Annotated in this window: 17 protein-coding genes; 15 read left to right on the top strand and 2 right to left on the bottom strand. The window is 64.3% G+C overall.

Translation table 11 applies throughout. The annotated features are described in order from the left end of the window. The first annotated feature begins 8 nt into the window (after positions 1-8). From ACLV74_RS01650 to ACLV74_RS01635, 4 genes are read left to right on the top strand one after another with little or no spacing between them, the layout of a single operon-like run. The gene (locus ACLV74_RS01650; RefSeq protein ID WP_411877623.1) at positions 9-506 is read left to right on the top strand and encodes a hypothetical protein; all 498 of its coding nucleotides are present in this window, start codon (positions 9-11) and stop codon (positions 504-506) included. After that, positions 506-1,933, top strand: coding sequence for a dihydrolipoyl dehydrogenase (gene lpdA / locus ACLV74_RS01645; protein WP_411877622.1), 1,428 nt, complete (start codon positions 506-508; stop codon positions 1,931-1,933). The genes ACLV74_RS01650 and lpdA overlap by 1 nt, the downstream gene beginning before the upstream one ends. A gap of 22 nt (positions 1,934-1,955) precedes the next feature. Next, positions 1,956-3,059 (top strand): cell division protein ZapE, encoded by a 1,104-nt coding sequence (zapE, locus tag ACLV74_RS01640; protein ID WP_411877621.1) that lies wholly within the window; start codon positions 1,956-1,958, stop codon positions 3,057-3,059. Continuing rightward, positions 3,056-3,715: a hypothetical protein gene (locus tag ACLV74_RS01635; RefSeq protein ID WP_411877620.1), complete on the top strand. Its 660-nt coding sequence runs from the start codon at positions 3,056-3,058 to the stop codon at positions 3,713-3,715. The genes zapE and ACLV74_RS01635 overlap by 4 nt, the downstream gene beginning before the upstream one ends. On the opposite strand, the gene ACLV74_RS01630 is transcribed toward ACLV74_RS01635, so the two are convergent. Then, positions 3,704-4,489 (bottom strand): PP2C family protein-serine/threonine phosphatase, encoded by a 786-nt coding sequence (locus tag ACLV74_RS01630; protein WP_411877619.1) that lies wholly within the window; start codon positions 4,487-4,489, stop codon positions 3,704-3,706. The two genes, ACLV74_RS01635 and ACLV74_RS01630, sit on opposite strands and share 12 nt — an antisense overlap. Before the next feature lie 84 nt (positions 4,490-4,573). Here ACLV74_RS01630 and ACLV74_RS01625 point away from each other — a divergent pair, with 84 nt between their 5' ends. Both ACLV74_RS01625 and ACLV74_RS01620 read left to right on the top strand, forming a co-directional pair. Continuing rightward, positions 4,574-4,777: a DUF465 domain-containing protein gene (locus ACLV74_RS01625; RefSeq protein ID WP_411877618.1), complete on the top strand. Its 204-nt coding sequence runs from the start codon at positions 4,574-4,576 to the stop codon at positions 4,775-4,777. Further along, complete coding sequence (locus ACLV74_RS01620) at positions 4,777-6,783, top strand: ATP-dependent DNA helicase (protein ID WP_411877617.1); 2,007 nt, start codon at positions 4,777-4,779, stop codon at positions 6,781-6,783. The genes ACLV74_RS01625 and ACLV74_RS01620 overlap by 1 nt, the downstream gene beginning before the upstream one ends. Here ACLV74_RS01620 and ACLV74_RS01615 read toward each other — a convergent pair. After that, a complete protein-coding gene (locus ACLV74_RS01615; RefSeq protein WP_411877616.1) occupies positions 6,746-7,570 on the bottom strand; it encodes an outer membrane protein assembly factor BamD in 825 nt (274 codons plus the stop codon). The genes ACLV74_RS01620 and ACLV74_RS01615 overlap by 38 nt on opposite strands. Positions 7,571-7,587: 17 nt before the next feature. Between ACLV74_RS01615 and ACLV74_RS01610 the strand changes: the two genes are divergently transcribed. The 9 genes from ACLV74_RS01610 (at position 7,588) to hisS (ending at position 17,495) form a co-directional block, all read left to right on the top strand. Then, complete coding sequence (locus tag ACLV74_RS01610; RefSeq protein WP_411877615.1) at positions 7,588-8,622, top strand: RluA family pseudouridine synthase; 1,035 nt, start codon at positions 7,588-7,590, stop codon at positions 8,620-8,622. Between the two features lie 121 nt (positions 8,623-8,743). Continuing rightward, positions 8,744-9,568 (top strand): SMC-Scp complex subunit ScpB, encoded by an 825-nt coding sequence (gene scpB, locus ACLV74_RS01605; RefSeq protein ID WP_411877614.1) that lies wholly within the window; start codon positions 8,744-8,746, stop codon positions 9,566-9,568. Positions 9,569-9,571: 3 nt separating this feature from the next. Beyond that, on the top strand, positions 9,572-11,203 hold the full coding sequence (locus ACLV74_RS01600) for a pseudouridine synthase (protein WP_411877613.1): 1,632 nt from the start codon (positions 9,572-9,574) through the stop codon (positions 11,201-11,203). Between the two features lie 124 nt (positions 11,204-11,327). Beyond that, positions 11,328-11,753 carry a nucleoside-diphosphate kinase gene (gene ndk, locus ACLV74_RS01595; protein WP_122956648.1) on the top strand — a complete coding sequence of 142 codons (426 nt, stop codon included), beginning with the start codon at positions 11,328-11,330 and terminating at the stop codon, positions 11,751-11,753. Positions 11,754-11,833: 80 nt separating this feature from the next. After that, complete coding sequence (rlmN, locus tag ACLV74_RS01590; RefSeq protein WP_411877612.1) at positions 11,834-12,982, top strand: 23S rRNA (adenine(2503)-C(2))-methyltransferase RlmN; 1,149 nt, start codon at positions 11,834-11,836, stop codon at positions 12,980-12,982. Continuing rightward, positions 12,979-13,803: a type IV pilus biogenesis/stability protein PilW gene (pilW, locus tag ACLV74_RS01585; protein WP_411877611.1), complete on the top strand. Its 825-nt coding sequence runs from the start codon at positions 12,979-12,981 to the stop codon at positions 13,801-13,803. The genes rlmN and pilW overlap by 4 nt, the downstream gene beginning before the upstream one ends. Beyond that, positions 13,796-14,863 (top strand): helix-turn-helix domain-containing protein, encoded by a 1,068-nt coding sequence (locus ACLV74_RS01580; protein WP_411877610.1) that lies wholly within the window; start codon positions 13,796-13,798, stop codon positions 14,861-14,863. Before pilW ends, ACLV74_RS01580 begins: the two co-directional genes overlap by 8 nt. Then, complete coding sequence (gene ispG / locus ACLV74_RS01575; protein ID WP_411877609.1) at positions 14,863-16,140, top strand: flavodoxin-dependent (E)-4-hydroxy-3-methylbut-2-enyl-diphosphate synthase; 1,278 nt, start codon at positions 14,863-14,865, stop codon at positions 16,138-16,140. Before ACLV74_RS01580 ends, ispG begins: the two co-directional genes overlap by 1 nt. A gap of 5 nt (positions 16,141-16,145) precedes the next feature. After that, a complete protein-coding gene (gene hisS / locus ACLV74_RS01570; RefSeq protein WP_411877608.1) occupies positions 16,146-17,495 on the top strand; it encodes a histidine--tRNA ligase in 1,350 nt (449 codons plus the stop codon). The last annotated feature ends 20 nt before the right edge of the window (positions 17,496-17,515 follow it).

Genomic DNA, 17,515 nt, shown 5'->3' with positions numbered 1-17,515 from the left:
GCATGTCCATGCATCCAGGTTCCTGGCACCGGACGGCGTTCACGCTGGTGGGGGCTTTGGCTCTTCCGTTGCTGGCGCATGCTGCGAACTACGAGTATGAGTCGGCAGCGGACCCGACCGGTGCCACCCTGAAGTTTTCATGTGAATCAGAGATTGGCATTTCAAGCCGCTGTCGGCTTGCTTTTGGAAAAGGGCCACAAGGTCAATCCACGCCGACGACTTTCACGTCCGCGCCAGACTACCTGATGGCGCTGATACGGGAGGCGGCCAGGAAAAGCCTTGAAAGTCCTTCACCAAAAGCCCCGCCGTTTTCCGACCAGGACCGGGCCGCTCTGGCTCAGGTGAACCTAACCGGGAAATCCTGTTTCTCAAGTGTCGAGATGAGCGACCTGCTGGTCGCCTGTTCTCCCCAGGACAGTTCCCGGGAGCAAGCTGTTCTTTTTATACGCGGTCTTTGTGATGGCTGCAGTTTTGATCCCATCCCAATCAAGAGAGTGAAAAAATAATGTCCAAGCAATTCGACGTGATCGTCATCGGCGGCGGCCCAGGCGGCTACATTGCCGCCATTCGCGCCGCCCAGCTGGGTTTTAACGTCGCCTGTGTCGACGAGTGGAAGAACGCCAAGGGCGGTCCCGCCCTGGGCGGCACCTGCACCAACGTGGGCTGCATTCCCTCCAAGGCGCTGCTGCAGTCGTCCGAGCATTACGAGCAGGCCGGCCACCACTTCGCCGACCATGGCATCGAGGTCAAGGGCCTGAGCCTGGACATGGCCAAGATGCTGGGCCGCAAGGACACCGTCGTCAAACAGAACAACGACGGCATCGTCTACCTGTTCAAGAAAAACAAGGTCACCTTCTTCCACGGCCGCGCCTCTTTCGCCGCTGCCAAAGACGGCCTCTATGACCTCAAGGTCGCGGGCGCGGCTGAAGAAACCATCTCCGGCAAACACATCATCGTGGCCACGGGCTCCAATGCCCGCGCGCTGCCGGGCACGCCGTTTGATGAGGAAAACATCCTGTCCAACGACGGTGCGCTGCGCATAGGCGACGTGCCCAGGAAGCTGGGCCTGATCGGCTCCGGCGTGATCGGCCTGGAAATGGGCTCGGTCTGGCGCCGCCTGGGCGCCGACGTGACGGTGCTCGAAGGCCTGCCGACCTTCCTGGGCGCGGTAGACCAGCAGATCGCCAAGGAAGCCCACAAGGCTTTCACCAAGCAAGGGCTCAAGATCGAACTCGGCGCCAAGGTCGGCGAAATCAAGTCCGGCAAGAAGGGCGTGTCGGTCGCTTATGTGGATGCCAAGGGCCAGGCGCAGACGCTGGAAGTCGACAAACTGATCGTCTCCATCGGCCGTGTCGCCAACACCATAGGCCTGGCACCCGAGGCCGTGGGCCTGAAGCTCGACGAGCGCGGCGCGGTGGTGGTCGATGAGGAATGCAAGACCAACCTGCCCAACGTCTGGGCGATCGGCGACGTGGTGCGCGGCCCCATGCTGGCGCACAAGGCCGAGGAAGAGGGCGTTGCCGTTGCCGAGCGCATCGCCGGCCAGCACGGCCACGTCAACTTCAACACCATTCCCTGGGTGATCTACACCAACCCCGAGATCGCATGGGTCGGCCAGACGGAAGAGCAGCTCAAGGCCGCGGGCCGCGCCTACAAGGCCGGCACCTTCCCCTTCATGGCCAACGGCCGTGCGCGGGCGCTGGGCGACACCACGGGCATGGTCAAGATGCTGGCCGATGCCGCCACGGATGAAATCCTGGGCGTGCACATCGTCGGGCCTTTCGCCAGCGAATTGATCGCCGAATGCGTGGTCGCCATGGAGTTCCGCGCCAGCAGCGAGGACATCGCCCGCATCTGCCACGCGCACCCGTCCCTCAGCGAGGCGACCAAGGAAGCCGCGCTGGCGGTGGACAAGCGCACGCTGAACTTCTGAGCCGAGCGCGGGTACTGAATCGGTGACTCAACCGGTACGCGCGGCGTACGACGCTGAACTGGCGGCGCGGGGTTATCAAAGCGACCCCGCGCAACTGCGCGCCGTCGAGGCGCTGGAGCGCTGCGCCTCCGAGTGGGCCGAGTTCAAGGAGCAGCGCTCCAACGCCTTCAAAAAGCTGATCAACCGGCCCGACATTCCCCGTGGCGTCTATATGCATGGGGGCGTCGGCCGCGGCAAAAGCTTTTTGATGGATTGCTTTTTCGGGGCCGTTCCTTTGCGGCGCAAGGTCAGGCTGCATTTCCACGAATTCATGCGCGAGGTGCACCGGGAGTTACAGGACCTGCAAGGCACGGCGAACCCGCTCGACGAACTCGGCAGGCGCATGGCCAAACGCTATCGGCTGATCTGTTTCGATGAGTTTCACGTGGCCGACATCACGGACGCCATGATTCTTCACAGGCTGCTCGCAGCCCTGTTCGAAAACGGCGTAGGCTTCGTCACGACCTCCAACTTTCATCCCGACGAGCTCTACCCCAACGGCATGCACCGCGACCGTGTGCTGCCGGCCATTGAGCTGCTCAAGGCGAACCTGGAGGTCATCAGCGTCGACAACGGCACGGACTACCGCAGGCGCACTCTGGAGCAGGCCAGGCTCTACCACACGCCGCTGGGACCCCAGGCGGACGCCGAAATGACGGAAACTTTCAATGCCCTGGCGGAGTCCCAGGATGAAAACCCGGTGCTGCAGATCGAGTCCAGGCAGATCCAGGCCAGGCGCAAGGCGGGGGGCGTGGTGTGGTTTGATTTCAAGACACTGTGCGGCGGGCCCCGTTCGCAAAACGATTACCTGGAGATCGCCACCCAGTTCCATACCGTGCTGTTGAGCGACGTGCCCTATATGCCGGTGCGCATGGCCTCCGAAGCCCGGCGTTTTACCTGGCTGGTGGACGTGCTGTATGACCGAAGGGTCAAGCTGATCATGTCGGCGGCGGTGCCTCCGGAGGCGTTGTACACCGAGGGGCCGCTGGTGCACGAGTTTCCCCGCACCGTCTCGCGGCTCAACGAAATGCAGTCAAAGGAATTCCTGGCGCTCGAACGCCGAAACGTGGACACGACCATCACATGAAACACTTCGCCCTCGCATGCCTTTTCGCCACCCTGGGCGTGCTTGCGAACGCGCAGCCCGCAACGCAGCCGGACGCGCCTGCGACGGCGCCCGGCACATTGGATGCCGAGCGCGCAAGGATCGGCAAGGAGCGCGCCCAGCTGGAGGCCGGTTTCCTGGCCGAAGATGTCGAGTGCTACAAAAGATTCGCCGTCAACAGCTGCCTCGGCAAGGTCAACGACAGGCGGCGTGAGGCGATGGCGGACCTGCGCAGGCAGGAACTACTGCTCAACGACGAAGAGCGCCGTATCCGGGGCGCGGAGCAAATCCGCAAGACAGAAGAAAAAGCATCACCCGAAAACCAGCAGGAAGCCGCTGACCGCCGGGCAAAAGCCGTGAGCGACTACCAGTCGCGCCTGGAGCGGGAAAAGCAGAAGGTCGAGGACCGCGCCGCCACCCAATCCACCGCGCAGAGCAACAGCGAGGCCAGCGCGGCCAGGATCAAGGGAAGCCAGGAAAAATCCCAGGCCAAAACCGAAAAACAGGCCACGGCGGCAGAAGAGGCCAAAAAACTCGCCGAGCGCCAGAAAGAGGCCCAGGAACGCAAGGCCCAGCACGAAGCCGATCGCCTGAAGCAGACCAAGCCGCCGGCCAAGTCCTTGCCTCTACCCCAGTAAGCGGGCTGGCGGCTCAGGAGCCAGCGGCTCGAGCTTGACGATCACCAGCGAGAGGTTGTCACCGCCGCCCCGCGCGCGAGAGCGGGCTTTCTGGATCAGGAACTCAGTGGCTTCGCGCGGCGACAGCATGGCCAGGGCGGAGCCCATTTCGCTGGCACTGAAGTAGTGCCACACGCCGTCGCTGCAAGCCAGCAGAACGTCCTCGGGACGCAGTTGCGGGATGAAATGGTGCGTGATGGGCGGCGATTCCTCGGTGCCCAGGCATCCCATCAGGATGTTGGACTGCGGATGGACGTTGGCTTCGTCCTCGGTGATCTCGCCTTTGTCGACCAGCGTCTGAACGTAAGAGTGGTCCACCGTCCTGTGCACCAGCTTGCTGCCCTGGTAGTGGTAGATGCGCGAATCGCCGGTATGCACCCAGTGGCAGTCGCCGCCCGGATTGATCACGAACGCCGCGAGCGTGCTGTGGGGTTCCTGTTCGGCCGAGATCGCCGTGAGCTTGATCACGATGTGCGCTTCTTCGACGATCTGCTTGAGCATGGCCGGCGCGTCATCCGTTTCGGGCGCATAGCGGTCGAAAAGCTGCTTGGCGGTCAGCATGACCTGGTCGGAGGCCTTGCGCCCGCCACTGCGTCCGCCCATGCCGTCGGCCACGATGCCCAGCATGCAGCCGGGAATTCGCGAGTGGCTGAACAGGTTGACCTGGTCCTGCTGATAGTCCCGATCGCCTTTGTGGATACCGGTGGACGCTGTGATTCGATAACCTTTGGACATTGTGTGGTCGTTCGGGCACGAGGCTCGATTTATGGTCGCAATCGACGTATTATCAAGCGAAGCAGCGCGTACGGATAAAAAACCTTGGACTTAAATTTACATTCCCCGGAACGGCAGCTGATCGAACTGAAAATGGAGCATGCGGACCTGAATGCCCTGGTAGACATTGCGGCGCACTCCTTGCCTATCGACGAACTGCTGCTCAGGCGGCTGAAAAAACGCCGCCTGCATTTGCGCGACCAGATTGCACAGCTTGAGCTGTCGCTCGACCCCCCAGAGCCCGCCTGATGACGCTTGCGCTTGAAGTGGAAGAGGCCTTCGCCCCTGGCGGTGTGCTGTCGCGTGCGGCTGAACATTTCATGCCGCGCAGCGGCCAGACCGAGATGGCCTTGGCCGTGGCTCGCGCCATCGAGGGCGCTTACCCCCTGGTCGTTGAAGCCAGCACCGGCGTCGGTAAAACCTTTTCCTACCTCGTTCCCGCCTTGCTGAGCGGCGAACGCGTGTTGCTGTCGACCGCGACCAAAGCCTTGCAAGACCAGCTTTTCGGCCGCGACCTGCCGCGCCTGGTCGAGGCGCTGGGCCTTCCGGTGAGCACGGCACTGCTCAAGGGACGGGCCAGCTACCTGTGCCTGCACCGCATGGAGATGGCGCGCCAGGAAGCCTATTTGCCCGACGGCGTCTCCGTGCGCGCGCTGGCCAGAATTGAGGAGTGGTCCAAGGCCACGCGCACCGGCGACCTGGCCGAACTTCCGGGGCTGGACGAGCGCTCTCCCATGATCCCGCTGGTGACCTCCACGCGGGAGAACTGCCTGGGCGCCCCATGCCCGCGTTTTCGGGCTTGCCACGTGAACCTGGCGCGCAGGGAGGCGATGGCGGCCGACGTGGTGGTGATCAACCATCACCTGTTTTTTGCCGACCTCGCGGTGCGCGAGTCGGGTGTGGCCGAACTGCTGCCTTCGGTGCGCATCGCCATCTTCGACGAAGCGCACCAGCTCAACGAGACAGGCGTGCAGTTTCTCGGAACCAACCTGACAACGGGCCAATTGCTGGATTTTGCAAGGGACATGCTGGCGGCGGGCCTGCAGCTGGCTCGCGGGCTGGTGGACTGGCAGGAGGTGGTGTCTGCGGTGGAGCACGCCGGGCGTGAACTGCGCCTGTGCGCCGGCAAGCAATACCCCGGCACCAAGCTGCGGTGGGTGGGCGAATCCCCCGAGGGCCTGGATGCGGCCGAGTGGAACGGCGCGCTGCAAGCGGTCCACGCGTCCTGCGAGCAGGCCTGCGCGGCCCTCGACACCGTCAGCGAAATCGCGCCCGACTTTGTGCGCCTGCTTGAGCGCGCCGCCGAACTGGCAGAACGCGCCCGGCGTTTCGTCCATGCCTGCGAACCGGGCTGCGTGCGCTGGGCCGACGTGGGCACACAGCTGCGGCTGGTCGAATCGCCGCTGGATATTTCAAAAGCCGTGAAAAGCAAGGTGCTGGGCGCGAGTGGCGGCGCCGAAAAAACCTGGATATTCACCTCCGCCACGCTGGGCGACGACGACAAGCTCAGCTGGTTCACCCAGCCTTGCGGGCTGGAGGAGGCCGAGATCCTGCGGGTGGGCAGTCCTTTTGATTACGAGCGCCAGGCGGCGCTGTATGTGCCGCCCGCCTTCCCCAAACCGGGAGACCCGTCACACACGGTGAAGGTGGCCGAATGTGCCGCCAGATGGTCGCGCCACCTGGGCGGCCGCACGATGGTGCTGACCACCACGCTGCGGGCCTTGCGCACCATCGGCGATACGCTCAGGGACGCCTTCCAGGACTCGTCCGACATGGAAGTGCTGGTGCAGAGCGCCATGCCCAAGCGCGTGCTGATAGAGCGCTTCCGCGAAGGCAACGCCAACGGCGGCAAGGGTTGCGTGCTGGTGGCGTCGGCGTCGTTCTGGGAGGGCATTGACGTGCCCGGCGATGCGCTTCAACTCGTCATCATCGACAAGCTGCCTTTTCCGCCGCCCAATGACCCGCTGGCCGAAGCCCGCTCCAAGCTGCTGGAGTCACAGGGGCGCAGTGCGTTCAACGATTATTTTCTGCCCGAGGCGGCCGTGGCTCTCAAGCAGGGCGCAGGGCGCCTGATACGCCGGGAAACCGACGAGGGCGTGCTGGTGGTATGCGACAGCCGCCTGGCGTCCATGGGTTACGGAAAGCGCCTGCTGAGGGCTTTGCCGCCCATGCGGCGCCTGGCGTCCGAGCAGGAGCTGACGGACAGGCTGGACGCCCTTACCAGAACTTGTACCAGGGACTGTCTGCAGACTTGAAGCCGTTGCTCAGGAAGTGGCTCTGCGGGTAGTTCTTTTCCATGATGCGGCGGGTGTCGTCGCGCAACTCCGCCATACCCAGGGCGTCATAGGATTTGTAGAGGATGTAGACGGCCTCTTCCAGCGCCGGCACGTCGCGGTAGTCGGCGATGGCGCTTTGCGCGCGGTTGATCGCGGCAACATAGGCCCCGCGAGAATAGTAGTAGCGCGCCACGTGCACTTCGGACTGCGCCAGCGAGTTCACGATGTAGCCCATGCGCAGGCGCGCATCCGGCGTGTATTTCGATTCGGGGAAGCGGGTTACGAGTTCCCGGAAGGACTCAAACGATTCCTTGGCGGCCTTCTGGTCCCGTTCGGCCAGGTCCTGGCGCGAGATAAAGCTGAAAATGCCCAGGTTGTCGTTGAAGTTGACCAGGCCCTTGAGGTAGAGCGCATAGTCGATGGCCGGGCTGGCCGGGTGCAGCTTCATGAAGCGGTCCAGTGTCGCGATGGCCTGTGCCTGCTCGCCGCTCTTGTACTGGGTATAGGCTTTTTCGATCTGGGCCTGCTGCGCCAGCGGGGTGCCCGCTGCGCGGCCTTCAAGCTTTTCATACAGAGGAATGGCTTTGTCGTAGGCCCCTGAATTCGCTTCGTCTTTGGCCTCCGCGTAGATTTTGTTGGGGCTCCATGTGGCCGTTTTGTCGGGCGCCGGTGTGCTGGAGCAACCGGCGATCACGAACGACAGGGCGCAAACGGCTGCAAAAAGCGGCATTGCATTGGGAACAACCGATAATTTGGTGGAAAACATTGCAATCGACCTTCTTGATGACTGATTCAGAACAAAGCAAATTGATTATATCGGCCGCTGCTGCGCCCGAAAGCGTCCCGGACGAAGCCCAGGAGGAGGGGGACACGACCGCCGAGATGGAATTGCGCCAGGTGACGGTGCCCGCGAGCAGTCACGGCAGCCGCCTGGATCGCGCTTTGGCCGCCATTGTGCCCGAGTTCTCGCGCACTTATCTCCAGCAATTGATTGAGGCCGGCGTGGTGAAGCTGGGCGGTGCCGTGGTGACCAAAACCTCCGCCAAGGTCAAGGCGGGTGATGAGCTCTTCATTGAGTTGCGGCCGACGCCGCAAAGCCAGGCCTTCAAGCCCGAGGCCATGGCGCTGGACATCGTCTTTGAAGACGCCTATTTGATGGTGATCAACAAACCCGCGGGGCTGGTGGTGCACCCGGCCCCCGGCAACTGGAGCGGAACCTTGCTCAATGGACTGCTGGCACACGACCCGCAAGCCGTGTTCCTGCCGCGCGCCGGCATTGTCCACCGCCTGGACAAGGACACCAGCGGGTTAATGGTGGTCGCCCGCCAGCGGACGGTGATGGACCAACTGGTCGGCCTGATCGCGGCCCGCGACGTGAGCCGTGAATATGTGGCCCTGGCCCACGGCGCCTGGCTGGGCGCAAAGACGCGCCAGGTCGACGCCCCCATAGGCCGCGACCCGCGCAACCGGCTGCGCATGGCGGTGGTCGACCTGGAGAAGAATGCCGGCAAGACGGCTTCCACCGTGGTGTCGCTGCTGCAAAACAGCCTCAAACACTGCCTGGTGAAGTGCAAGCTGCACACCGGCCGCACCCACCAGATCCGGGTGCACATGGCCTTTCTCGGCCATCCGCTGGTGTCCGACGAAGTCTATGGGGGGGCGCCCGCCGCAGGGCTTGGCCGCCAGGCCCTTCACGCATGCCGACTGGCGTTCAAACACCCGGTGACCGGCAAGGCCATGGAGTTCAGGTCAGAGCCTCCCGCCGACCTGCAGGCCGCCATCGCGGGTTTGGGCCTGATATACAATCAAATCCAGTAGTTTTCAGCTACCTGCACCATGGCTCCTGACGGGAGATTGCGCATGGATGCATGCGCGAACAAGCGCCGAACCCACGTTTTCCCGGCCTTTTTTTCCGCCCTTTTTCGGAACGACCACAATCATGAATACGACGGATGCCAAGCGCGTCCTCGAAACAGCACTTATTTGCGCGCAGCAACCATTGCCATTGCGTGAAATGGGTGTCCTGTTCAACGGGGTGCTGACTGCCGACAGCCTCAGGCTGGTACTTGAAGAATTGCAGAACGACTGGTCGGGCCGCGGCGTGGAACTTGTGCACGTTGCGACCGGCTGGCGTTTTCAAAGCCGGCCCCAGATGCGCGAATACCTGGACAGGCTGCATCCCGAAAAACCCCCGCGCTACAGCCGTGCGACGCTGGAGACGCTGGCCATCATCGCCTACCGCCAGCCCGTGACGCGCGGCGACATGGAAGACATCCGCGGCGTGACGATCAACAGCATGATCCTCAAACAGCTGGAAGACCGCGGCTGGGTGGAAGTCATTGGCCACCGGGAAACCGTGGGCCGGCCCGCGCTGTTCGCGACCACCCGCCAGTTCCTGGACGACCTGGGTGTCGAGTCGCTGGACCAGCTCCCCGTCATGGACAGCAACACCTCAACGCCGGTTGCCATGCTGGAACAAATCGAATTCGGCATGGCCGGACTTGCGGACAGCGCGGCGGGGCTGGACGGCCTGGAGTTCGCGCTGGAAAACGCGGCCCCGGCGCAAAGTCCGGGCCGGACCGGCGAAACGAACGAAGCGGCCGATTTATCTGATACGTCCGATCTGCCCGATACGTCCGATACGGCGGAAACGCCCGAAGCGATGGGCGACGCCGCCGAAGGCCCGCAGCCGCTGCCCGCTGCCGGCGACAGCGATCCCGAGCCTTCGGGGGAGAACGACGGCGATTTACCCGCACGAATGTAAAAAATGACCCAACAAGACCCTCCTGCTCCCGAATCCGCGGACATGCCCGAAGACCAGACGAAAGTGGCGTCCCCAGAACTGCCCGAGCAGGATGCGCCTGAGGCGATAGGCACCGCGGAAGCAGGGGTGGTGACATCGCCGCGGCAGCCCAAGGGGCGCAATGCCGCGCCGGCCGTGGGCGCGATCCGTTTTGAAGACGTCGTGACCGGCCAGTTTGACGCCGACGAAGAAGACGTCGCCCTCGCGCCGCCCAAGCGCGTGCTGTCGCCCCAGCCCGAAACCCCCAAACTGCACAAGGTGCTGGCCCAGGCCGGCCTTGGCTCCCGCCTGGAGATGGAGCAGCTGATCCTGGAAGGGCGCATTTCGGTCAATGGTGAACCCGCCCACATCGGCCAGCGCATCCAGTTCGGCGACACGGTCAAGGTCAACGGCAAGCCGATACGCGTGCGCATAGACCCGCCTCCGCCGCGCGTGATTGCGTACCACAAACCCACCGGCGAAGTCGTCACGCACGACGACCCGCAGAACCGCCCGACGGTATTCCGGCGCCTGCCCAAGTTGTTCCAGGGCAAGTGGCAGTCGGTGGGGCGCCTTGACCTGAACACCGAGGGGCTGTTGCTGCTGACCAGTTCCGGGGAACTGGCCAACAAGCTGATGCATCCGCGTTTCGGCCTTGAGCGCGAATACGCGGTGCGCGTGCTCGGCGCCCTGAACAACGAAGAGAAAAAACGCCTCCTCGAAGGCGTGCAGCTGGACGACGGCGTCGCCCAGTTCGGCTCCATCGAAGCCGGCGGCGGCGAAGGCGCCAATTGCTGGTACCGCGTCACCATTTCAGAAGGCCGCAACCGCGAAGTCCGGCGCATGTTCGAAGCTGTAGGCCATGCCGTCAGCCGCCTTATCCGCATCCGCTACGGGGCCATGGTGCTGCCGCGCGGCCTCAAGCGCGGCGCGTTTGTCGAACTCGACGAGCGCGATATCTGGGCCCTGACCAGTGCCGTGACGCGTTCCGAATCCCGCGCGGATCCCCGTGCGGCCGTTGCAGGCCCCCAGACGGGCACGCCGGGCGGCGAGGGCGGTGAACCCCGGCAAGCGCGCGGCCCGCGCAGGAATGAACGCCCGCGCGGCGGACGCGACCGGTTCGCGCCCCCGGCGGACATGGCGCCGGCCGATGCCGCGCAGCAAGACGGTGACGACCAGGACCCTGATGACTCGCAGCCACCGCTTCCCCGGAACGATTCCGCGCCGCGGGGCAATCGCCGGCGCGGTGGCAAAGGGCGCGGGCCGGGTGGCAACACCGGTCCGGGTCCCCGGACCGGACCGCCCCCGGGCAATGGCGGCATGCAGGGGCAAAAAAGGCGTGATGACCGCGGAGACCGCGGAGACCGCGGTGATCGCGGCGACAAACTTCCCGGCGGCGCCCAACCCGACCCCATGAAAACCTCGTTCGGCTATATCGGCGCGGACACCTTTACGCGGCAGCGACAGGGCCAAGGCCAGGGGCAGCAGCGCCGCGGCGGCACGGGCATGGGCGGCGGCAACAATGCCGGCGGCCAGCGCCGCAGCGGCGGTGGGGGCAGTGGCGGAAACCGCGGGGGCGGCAATCGCGGCGGTGGAAACCGTGGTGGAAACCGCTGAGCGCCGCAGAAGCACTTTGAATCACAGGGTTGATCTGCGGCACAAAGCCCGCAGGTTAAAATCATGGGCTTTATTCAATTTTTGAATAATTTAAAAATCCAAAAAATCTCCTTAAGGAACTCTCATGGCAATCGAACGCACTCTCTCCATCATCAAACCCGACGCAGTGGCAAAAAACGTGATCGGCCAGATCTACGCGCGTTTTGAAGCTGCCGGCCTGAAGGTTGTGGCTGCCCGCATGGCTCACCTGTCGCAAGGCGAAGCCGAGGCTTTCTACGCGGTGCACAAAGAGCGTCCCTTCTTCAAGGACCTGGTTTCCTTCATGATTTCCGGCCCGGTGATGATCCAGGCGCTGGAAGGCGAAGGCGCCATCCTGAAGAACCGCGACCTGATGGGCGCCACCGATCCGAAGAAGGCGGCCGCCGGCACCATTCGCGCCGACTTTGCCGACAGCATCGACGCCAACGCCGTGCACGGCTCGGACGCCGCTGAAACCGCCAAGGTGGAAATTGCCTTCTTTTTCCCTGGCATGAACGTCTACTCGCGTTAAACCATGTTCCTCCCCATGCTTTGCTACCCCTTTTCAGGGCCGTCGCTTGCTTGGGGCGGTTCAGCCGGCTGCGTGCTGCGATGACGGCCAACCTTCTTGATTACGATCTGGACGGTTTGGCCGCCTTCTGCGAGCAGCTGGGTGAAAAGCGTTTTCGCGCCACGCAGCTCTTTCGCTGGATTCACCAGAAGGGAGCGACGGATTTCACGCAAATGACGGACCTGGCGAAGTCCCTGCGCGAAAAGCTCACCGGCTCGGCCCACATCGAGGGCCCCAAAGTGGTTTCGCGCCACGATTCCGCCGACGGCACCATCAAATGGCTGTTCGACGTCGGCGCCGGCGACGTCATCGAAACCGTTTTCATTCCCGAAACCGACCGCGGAACGCTGTGCATTTCCTCGCAGGCCGGTTGCGCCGTGGGCTGCCGGTTCTGCTCGACGGGCCATCAGGGCTTCAGCCGCAACCTGACCACCGGGGAAATCATTTCCCAGCTGTGGTTCGCCGAACACTTCCTGCGCCGGCACCTGGGCCGTGAAGAGCGGGTGATCTCCAACGTGGTGATGATGGGCATGGGCGAGCCCTTGCAGAATTACGGACAACTGCTTCCGGCGCTCAAGGTCATGCTCGATGACCACGGATACGGCCTGTCGCGCCGGCGGGTTACCGTGTCCACCTCGGGTGTGGTGCCCATGATCGACCGGCTTGCCAGGGATTGCCCTGTGGCGCTGGCCGTCTCGCTGCATGCGCCCGAAGACACGCTGCGCGACAACCTTGTGCCGTTGAACAAAAAATACCCCATTGCGGAATTGCTGGAAGCCTGCACCCGTTACCAGTCGTCCGCGCCCCGGGACTTCATCACTTTCGAATATTGCATGCTCGATGGCGTGAACGACCAGCCCGAGCACGCGCGCCAGCTGGTGTCGCTGGTCAGGGAGCACGGCGCGCGGGGCCTGTCCTGCAAGTTCAACCTGATTCCGTTCAATCCCTTCCCGGCCTCCGGCCTCAAACGTTCCGACATGCCGCAAGTCTCCGCGTTCGCGAAAATCCTGATGGACGCGGGCATTGTGACCACCGTGCGAAAAACCCGCGGCGATGACATCGATGCGGCTTGCGGGCAACTCGCCGGCGATGTACAGGACCGAACAGGCGTGGACCAGCGCATGGCAGCGCAACGGCAAGGTATGCTCGGGGGAATCAAGGTCGTTGTGGCCAAGGGGATGGGCGTATGAGATTTTTCTCCAATGTAATCTGGGTGCCGGCTTGCTGGCTGGTCTTGCTGCTGGCAGGGTGTGCCCAGCAGGGCGCGCCCGGCGCTTCCGGAACTTCCTCGGCTTCCGGCGGCCGCAATGACATCGTCACGGAATCGGATGAACCCGACGGGCGCCGGCGCGCGCGGTTGCGGCTTGAGTTGGCTTCGGGTTACTTCGAGCAGGGCCAGACCAATGTCGCGCTCGATGAAATCAAGCAGTCGCTGCTGGCCGATCCCACCTTCGGGGATGCCTACAACCTGCGCGGCCTGGTGTACATGCGCCTGAACGACATTCCGATGGCCGAGGACAGTTTTCGCCGTGCGCTCGCGCTGAATGCGCGCGATGCGGATGTTGCGCACAACTATGGGTGGCTGATGTGCCAGCAGGGGCGCTACAACGACGCGATGCGCTTTTTCGGCCAGGCGATGGCCAACCCCACCTACGCCGGCAGGGCCAAAACGCTGATGACGCAAGGCGTCTGCCAGGTTCGCGCAGGACAGCGGGCCGAAGCCGAGCAAAGCCTCATGCAGTCCTATGAACTGGACGCGGGCAATCCGGTCACCGGCTACAACCTGGCCAATCTTCTGTATCAGCGCGGTGAATTGACGCGCGCCCAGTTCTATATTCGCCGCATCAACAACAGCGATCTGGCCAACGCCGAAAGCCTGTGGCTGGGCGTCAAGACCGAACAGAAATTGAACAACCGGGAAGCAATGGTGCAACTCGGCGATCAGCTGAGAAAACGTTTTGCGCAGTCCCGTGAAGCGGCTGCCTATGAGAAGGGCTCCTTCAATGAGTGACCTTGACGCGGTGCCGGGCGCACAGTTGGACGGCGAAGCGGCAGGCGCCGGCTTTGGCAACAGCGGCATGCCGGCTCCCGAGCCGACGGCCGGAACATTGCTTCGCCAGGCCAGGGAGGCCGCAGGAATGCACATCGCCGCCCTTGCGGTGTCGCTCAAGGTTCCCGTGAAAAAACTCGAAGCGCTTGAGCAGGACCGCTTTGACCTGTTGCCCGACGCCGTTTTCGTGCGGGCGCTGGCCTCCAGCGTATGCCGCACGCTGAAGCTGGATGCGGCCCCCGTGCTGGGCCTTTTGCCCCAGACCACCGCGCCCAAGCTCACTTACCAGGGTTCGGGCATCAACGCGCCTTTCCGCACGCCGGGCGAGGGCCCCAGTCCTTCGGTCTGGACCCAGGTTTCCAAACAGGCCGTTCTGGCGGGACTGGTTTTGCTGCTGGGCGCCCTGGTCCTGATTTTCATGCCTGCCATGAAGCAGGACGGCAGCAACGGCAAAAACGACGCCGACACCATGCCGCCCTCCGAAGCGGTCAAGCCCTTGCCAGCTGCCGTCGCGATGGCCGGATCCGGGCTTGCCGACGACGCCAGGCCGGCCGTGCCTGTGGCGCAGGCGCATGAGCCGTTTGCCGCCGCCAGCTCCTCAACGAGCGGCCCGTCGTCCACTCCTCCAGCCGCTATGGCTGCCGTTCCTTTGTCCATGTCGGCACTTTCACCGGCAACGGGCAGCCCAACGCCGGCTCCCGCCGGCGTTGCCGTGCCAGCCGCCGCTCCCGCCACGCCTGTTACGCCCGCAGCTCCCGCCCTCGCAGCCTCGCAGGCGACGCCTGCAGGCATCGTGACCTTCCGCACCAAGGGTGACTCCTGGGTGGAAGTGATAGACGCGAAAGGAACGGTCGTGCTGCGCCGCCTGTTGACGGCCGGTGAGGTCGCCGGCGCGTCCGGCGCGCTGCCGCTGGCCGCCGTGGTGGGCAAGGCGGACGTCACGCAGGTGCAGGTGCGCGGCCAGGCGTTTGACCTGAACGCGGTCGCCAGGGACAACGTTGCCCGGTTCGAGGTGAAATAGTGCTCCAGGCTTGCCTTCCCATAGAGTCCGCTTTTCCGAAGGCGCGGCGCTCCCTGCAGTCGCAGGTGGCCTGGGGTTCGCGCATCGTGACCGTGGGTGGCGACGCGCCGGTGCGCGTCCAGTCCATGACCAACACCGACACGGTGGACGCGATAGGCACCGCCATCCAGGTCAAGGAACTGGCCCTGGCGGGCTCCGAGATGGTCCGCATCACCGTCAACACACCGGAGGCGGCCCAGGCCGTGCCCTATGTGCGCGAGCAACTGGACCGCATGGGCATAGACGTGCCCCTGATCGGCGACTTCCACTACAACGGCCACCGCCTGCTCACCGACTATCCGGCCTGTGCCGAGGCCTTGTCCAAATACCGCATCAACCCCGGCAATGTCGGCAAGGGCGACAAGCGCGACCGCCAGTTCGGCCAGATGATCGAAGTCGCCATGCGCTGGAACAAGCCCGTGCGCATCGGCGTGAACTGGGGCAGCCTGGACCAGGAATTGCTGGCCAGCCTGATGGACGAAAACAGCCGCCGCGAAACCCCCTGGGATGCCCGGCAGGTGATGTACGAGGCCTTGATCACCTCCGCGGTGGACTCCGCCCAGCGCGCCGAAGAAATGGGCATGGCCCGCAACCAGATCATCCTGTCCTGCAAGGTCAGTGGCGTGCAGGATTTGATCTCGGTGTACCGCGAGCTGGCCAAGCGCACCGACCACGCGCTGCACCTGGGCCTGACCGAGGCCGGCATGGCCACCAAGGGCACGGTGGCCTCCGCCACCGCGCTGTCGATTTTGCTGCAGGAAGGCGTGGGCGACACCATTCGCGTCTCCCTGACCCCTCAGCCCGGCGAGGCCCGTACCCAGGAAGTGGTGATTGCCTCCGAGATACTCCAGGCCCTGGGCCTGCGGACTTTTGTGCCCAGCGTCACGGCCTGCCCGGGATGCGGCCGCACCACCAGCACCACCTTCCAGGAACTGGCCAAGCAGATCGATGATTTCCTGCGGGCCCAGATGCCCGTCTGGCGCGAGCAGTATCCCGGCGTCGAAGGCCTCAAGGTTGCCGTGATGGGCTGCATCGTCAACGGCCCGGGCGAGAGCAAGCATGCCGACATCGGCATCAGCCTGCCCGGTTCCGGCGAAGCACCGGCCGCGCCGGTGTTCATTGACGGCGAAAAACGGCTGACCCTGCGCGGCGACAACATCGCGCACGAGTTCCAGGCCATCGTTGAAAACTACATAGAAAAACGTTTTGGCACGCACGCCGTCGCCGAAACCGCTTAATACCCATGGTTGAAAAAACAGCTGCCGCTGCGGCGGAGAAGCCCGCTTTGGCGAAGACCGAAAAACTCGTTGCTGTCAAAGGCATGAACGACATCCTGCCGCCCGAATCGGCGCGCTGGGAGTGGTTCGAAGCGAAGGTGCGCGCGCTCATGGCGCGTTATGCCTACGCCAATGTGCGCACACCCATCGTCGAGCCGACGGCGCTCTTCGTGCGCGGCCTCGGCGAAGTCACCGACATCGTCGAAAAAGAGATGTACTCCTTCGTCGATTCGATGAACGGCGACAAGCTCACGCTGCGCCCCGAGGCCACCGCCGGCATTGTGCGCGCGATGGTCGAGCACAACGCGCTGTACAACGGGCCCATGCGGGTCTGGTCGGCGGTGACGCTGTTCCGCCACGAGCGGCCGCAAAAGGGCCGTTACCGCCAGTTCCACCAGGTCGACGTCGAAGCCCTGGGCTTTGCCGGCCCCGACGTGGATGCCGAGCAGATCCTGATGTGCCGGGCGCTGCTGCGCGACCTGGGCATCCCGATGGAGCACGTGCGGCTTGAATTGAACAGCCTGGGCCAGCCGGCCGAGCGCATGGCGCATCGTGCCGCGCTGGTCGCGCACTTCGAGGCGCACGCCGACGTGCTGGACGAAGACGCCAAGCGCCGGCTGCACAGCAACCCGCTGCGCATCCTCGACACAAAAAATCCCGCCATGCAGGCGATGGTTGAAGCGGCGCCCAAGCTGATGGACTTCCTCGGGGAAGCTTCGCTCGCCCACCTGAACGCGGTGCGCGCGGTGCTTGACGCCGCCGGCGTGGCCTACCGCATCAACCCGCGCCTGGTGCGCGGCATGGACTATTACAACCTCACCGTGTTCGAGTGGATCACCGACAAGCTCGGCTCGCAGGGCACGGTCTGCGGCGGCGGACGCTACGACGGCCTGTTCGAGCAGCTCGGCGGCAAGCCCACGCCGGCGGTCGGCTGGGGCATGGGCGTGGAGCGCATGCTGTTGTTGCTTGAGGCGGTCGGTGTGCTGCCGCCCGAGGTCGCCCCCGACGCCTACGCCATCCTGCCCTCGGCGGACGCGGTGCCCGCCGCGATGGCGGCCTGCGAGGCGTTGCGCGCTGCCGGCATCAAGGTGCAGATGCACGCCGGCACGGGGGAGGGCATGGGCAGCATGAAGTCCCAGTTCAAGAAGGCCGACGGCAGCGGCGCGCGCTATGCGCTGATTTTCGGCGCGGACGAACTCGCCCAGGGCTGCGTCGCCGTCAAGCACCTGCGCGGCGAAAAAGACCAGGCCCTGCAGGCCCAGGCCCTCCAGCCGCTGGCTGATGCCGCGGCCTGGGCCCAGACCCTGCGCGGCTGAGCCGCCGGGCCGGCACCCGG

This window comes from Polaromonas sp. YR568, from assembly GCF_943369415.1.
Lineage (GTDB): Bacteria > Pseudomonadota > Gammaproteobacteria > Burkholderiales > Burkholderiaceae_C > Polaromonas.
Note: the sequence above shows the minus strand (reverse complement) of the source record. Positions and strands in the feature narration are given on the sequence as shown.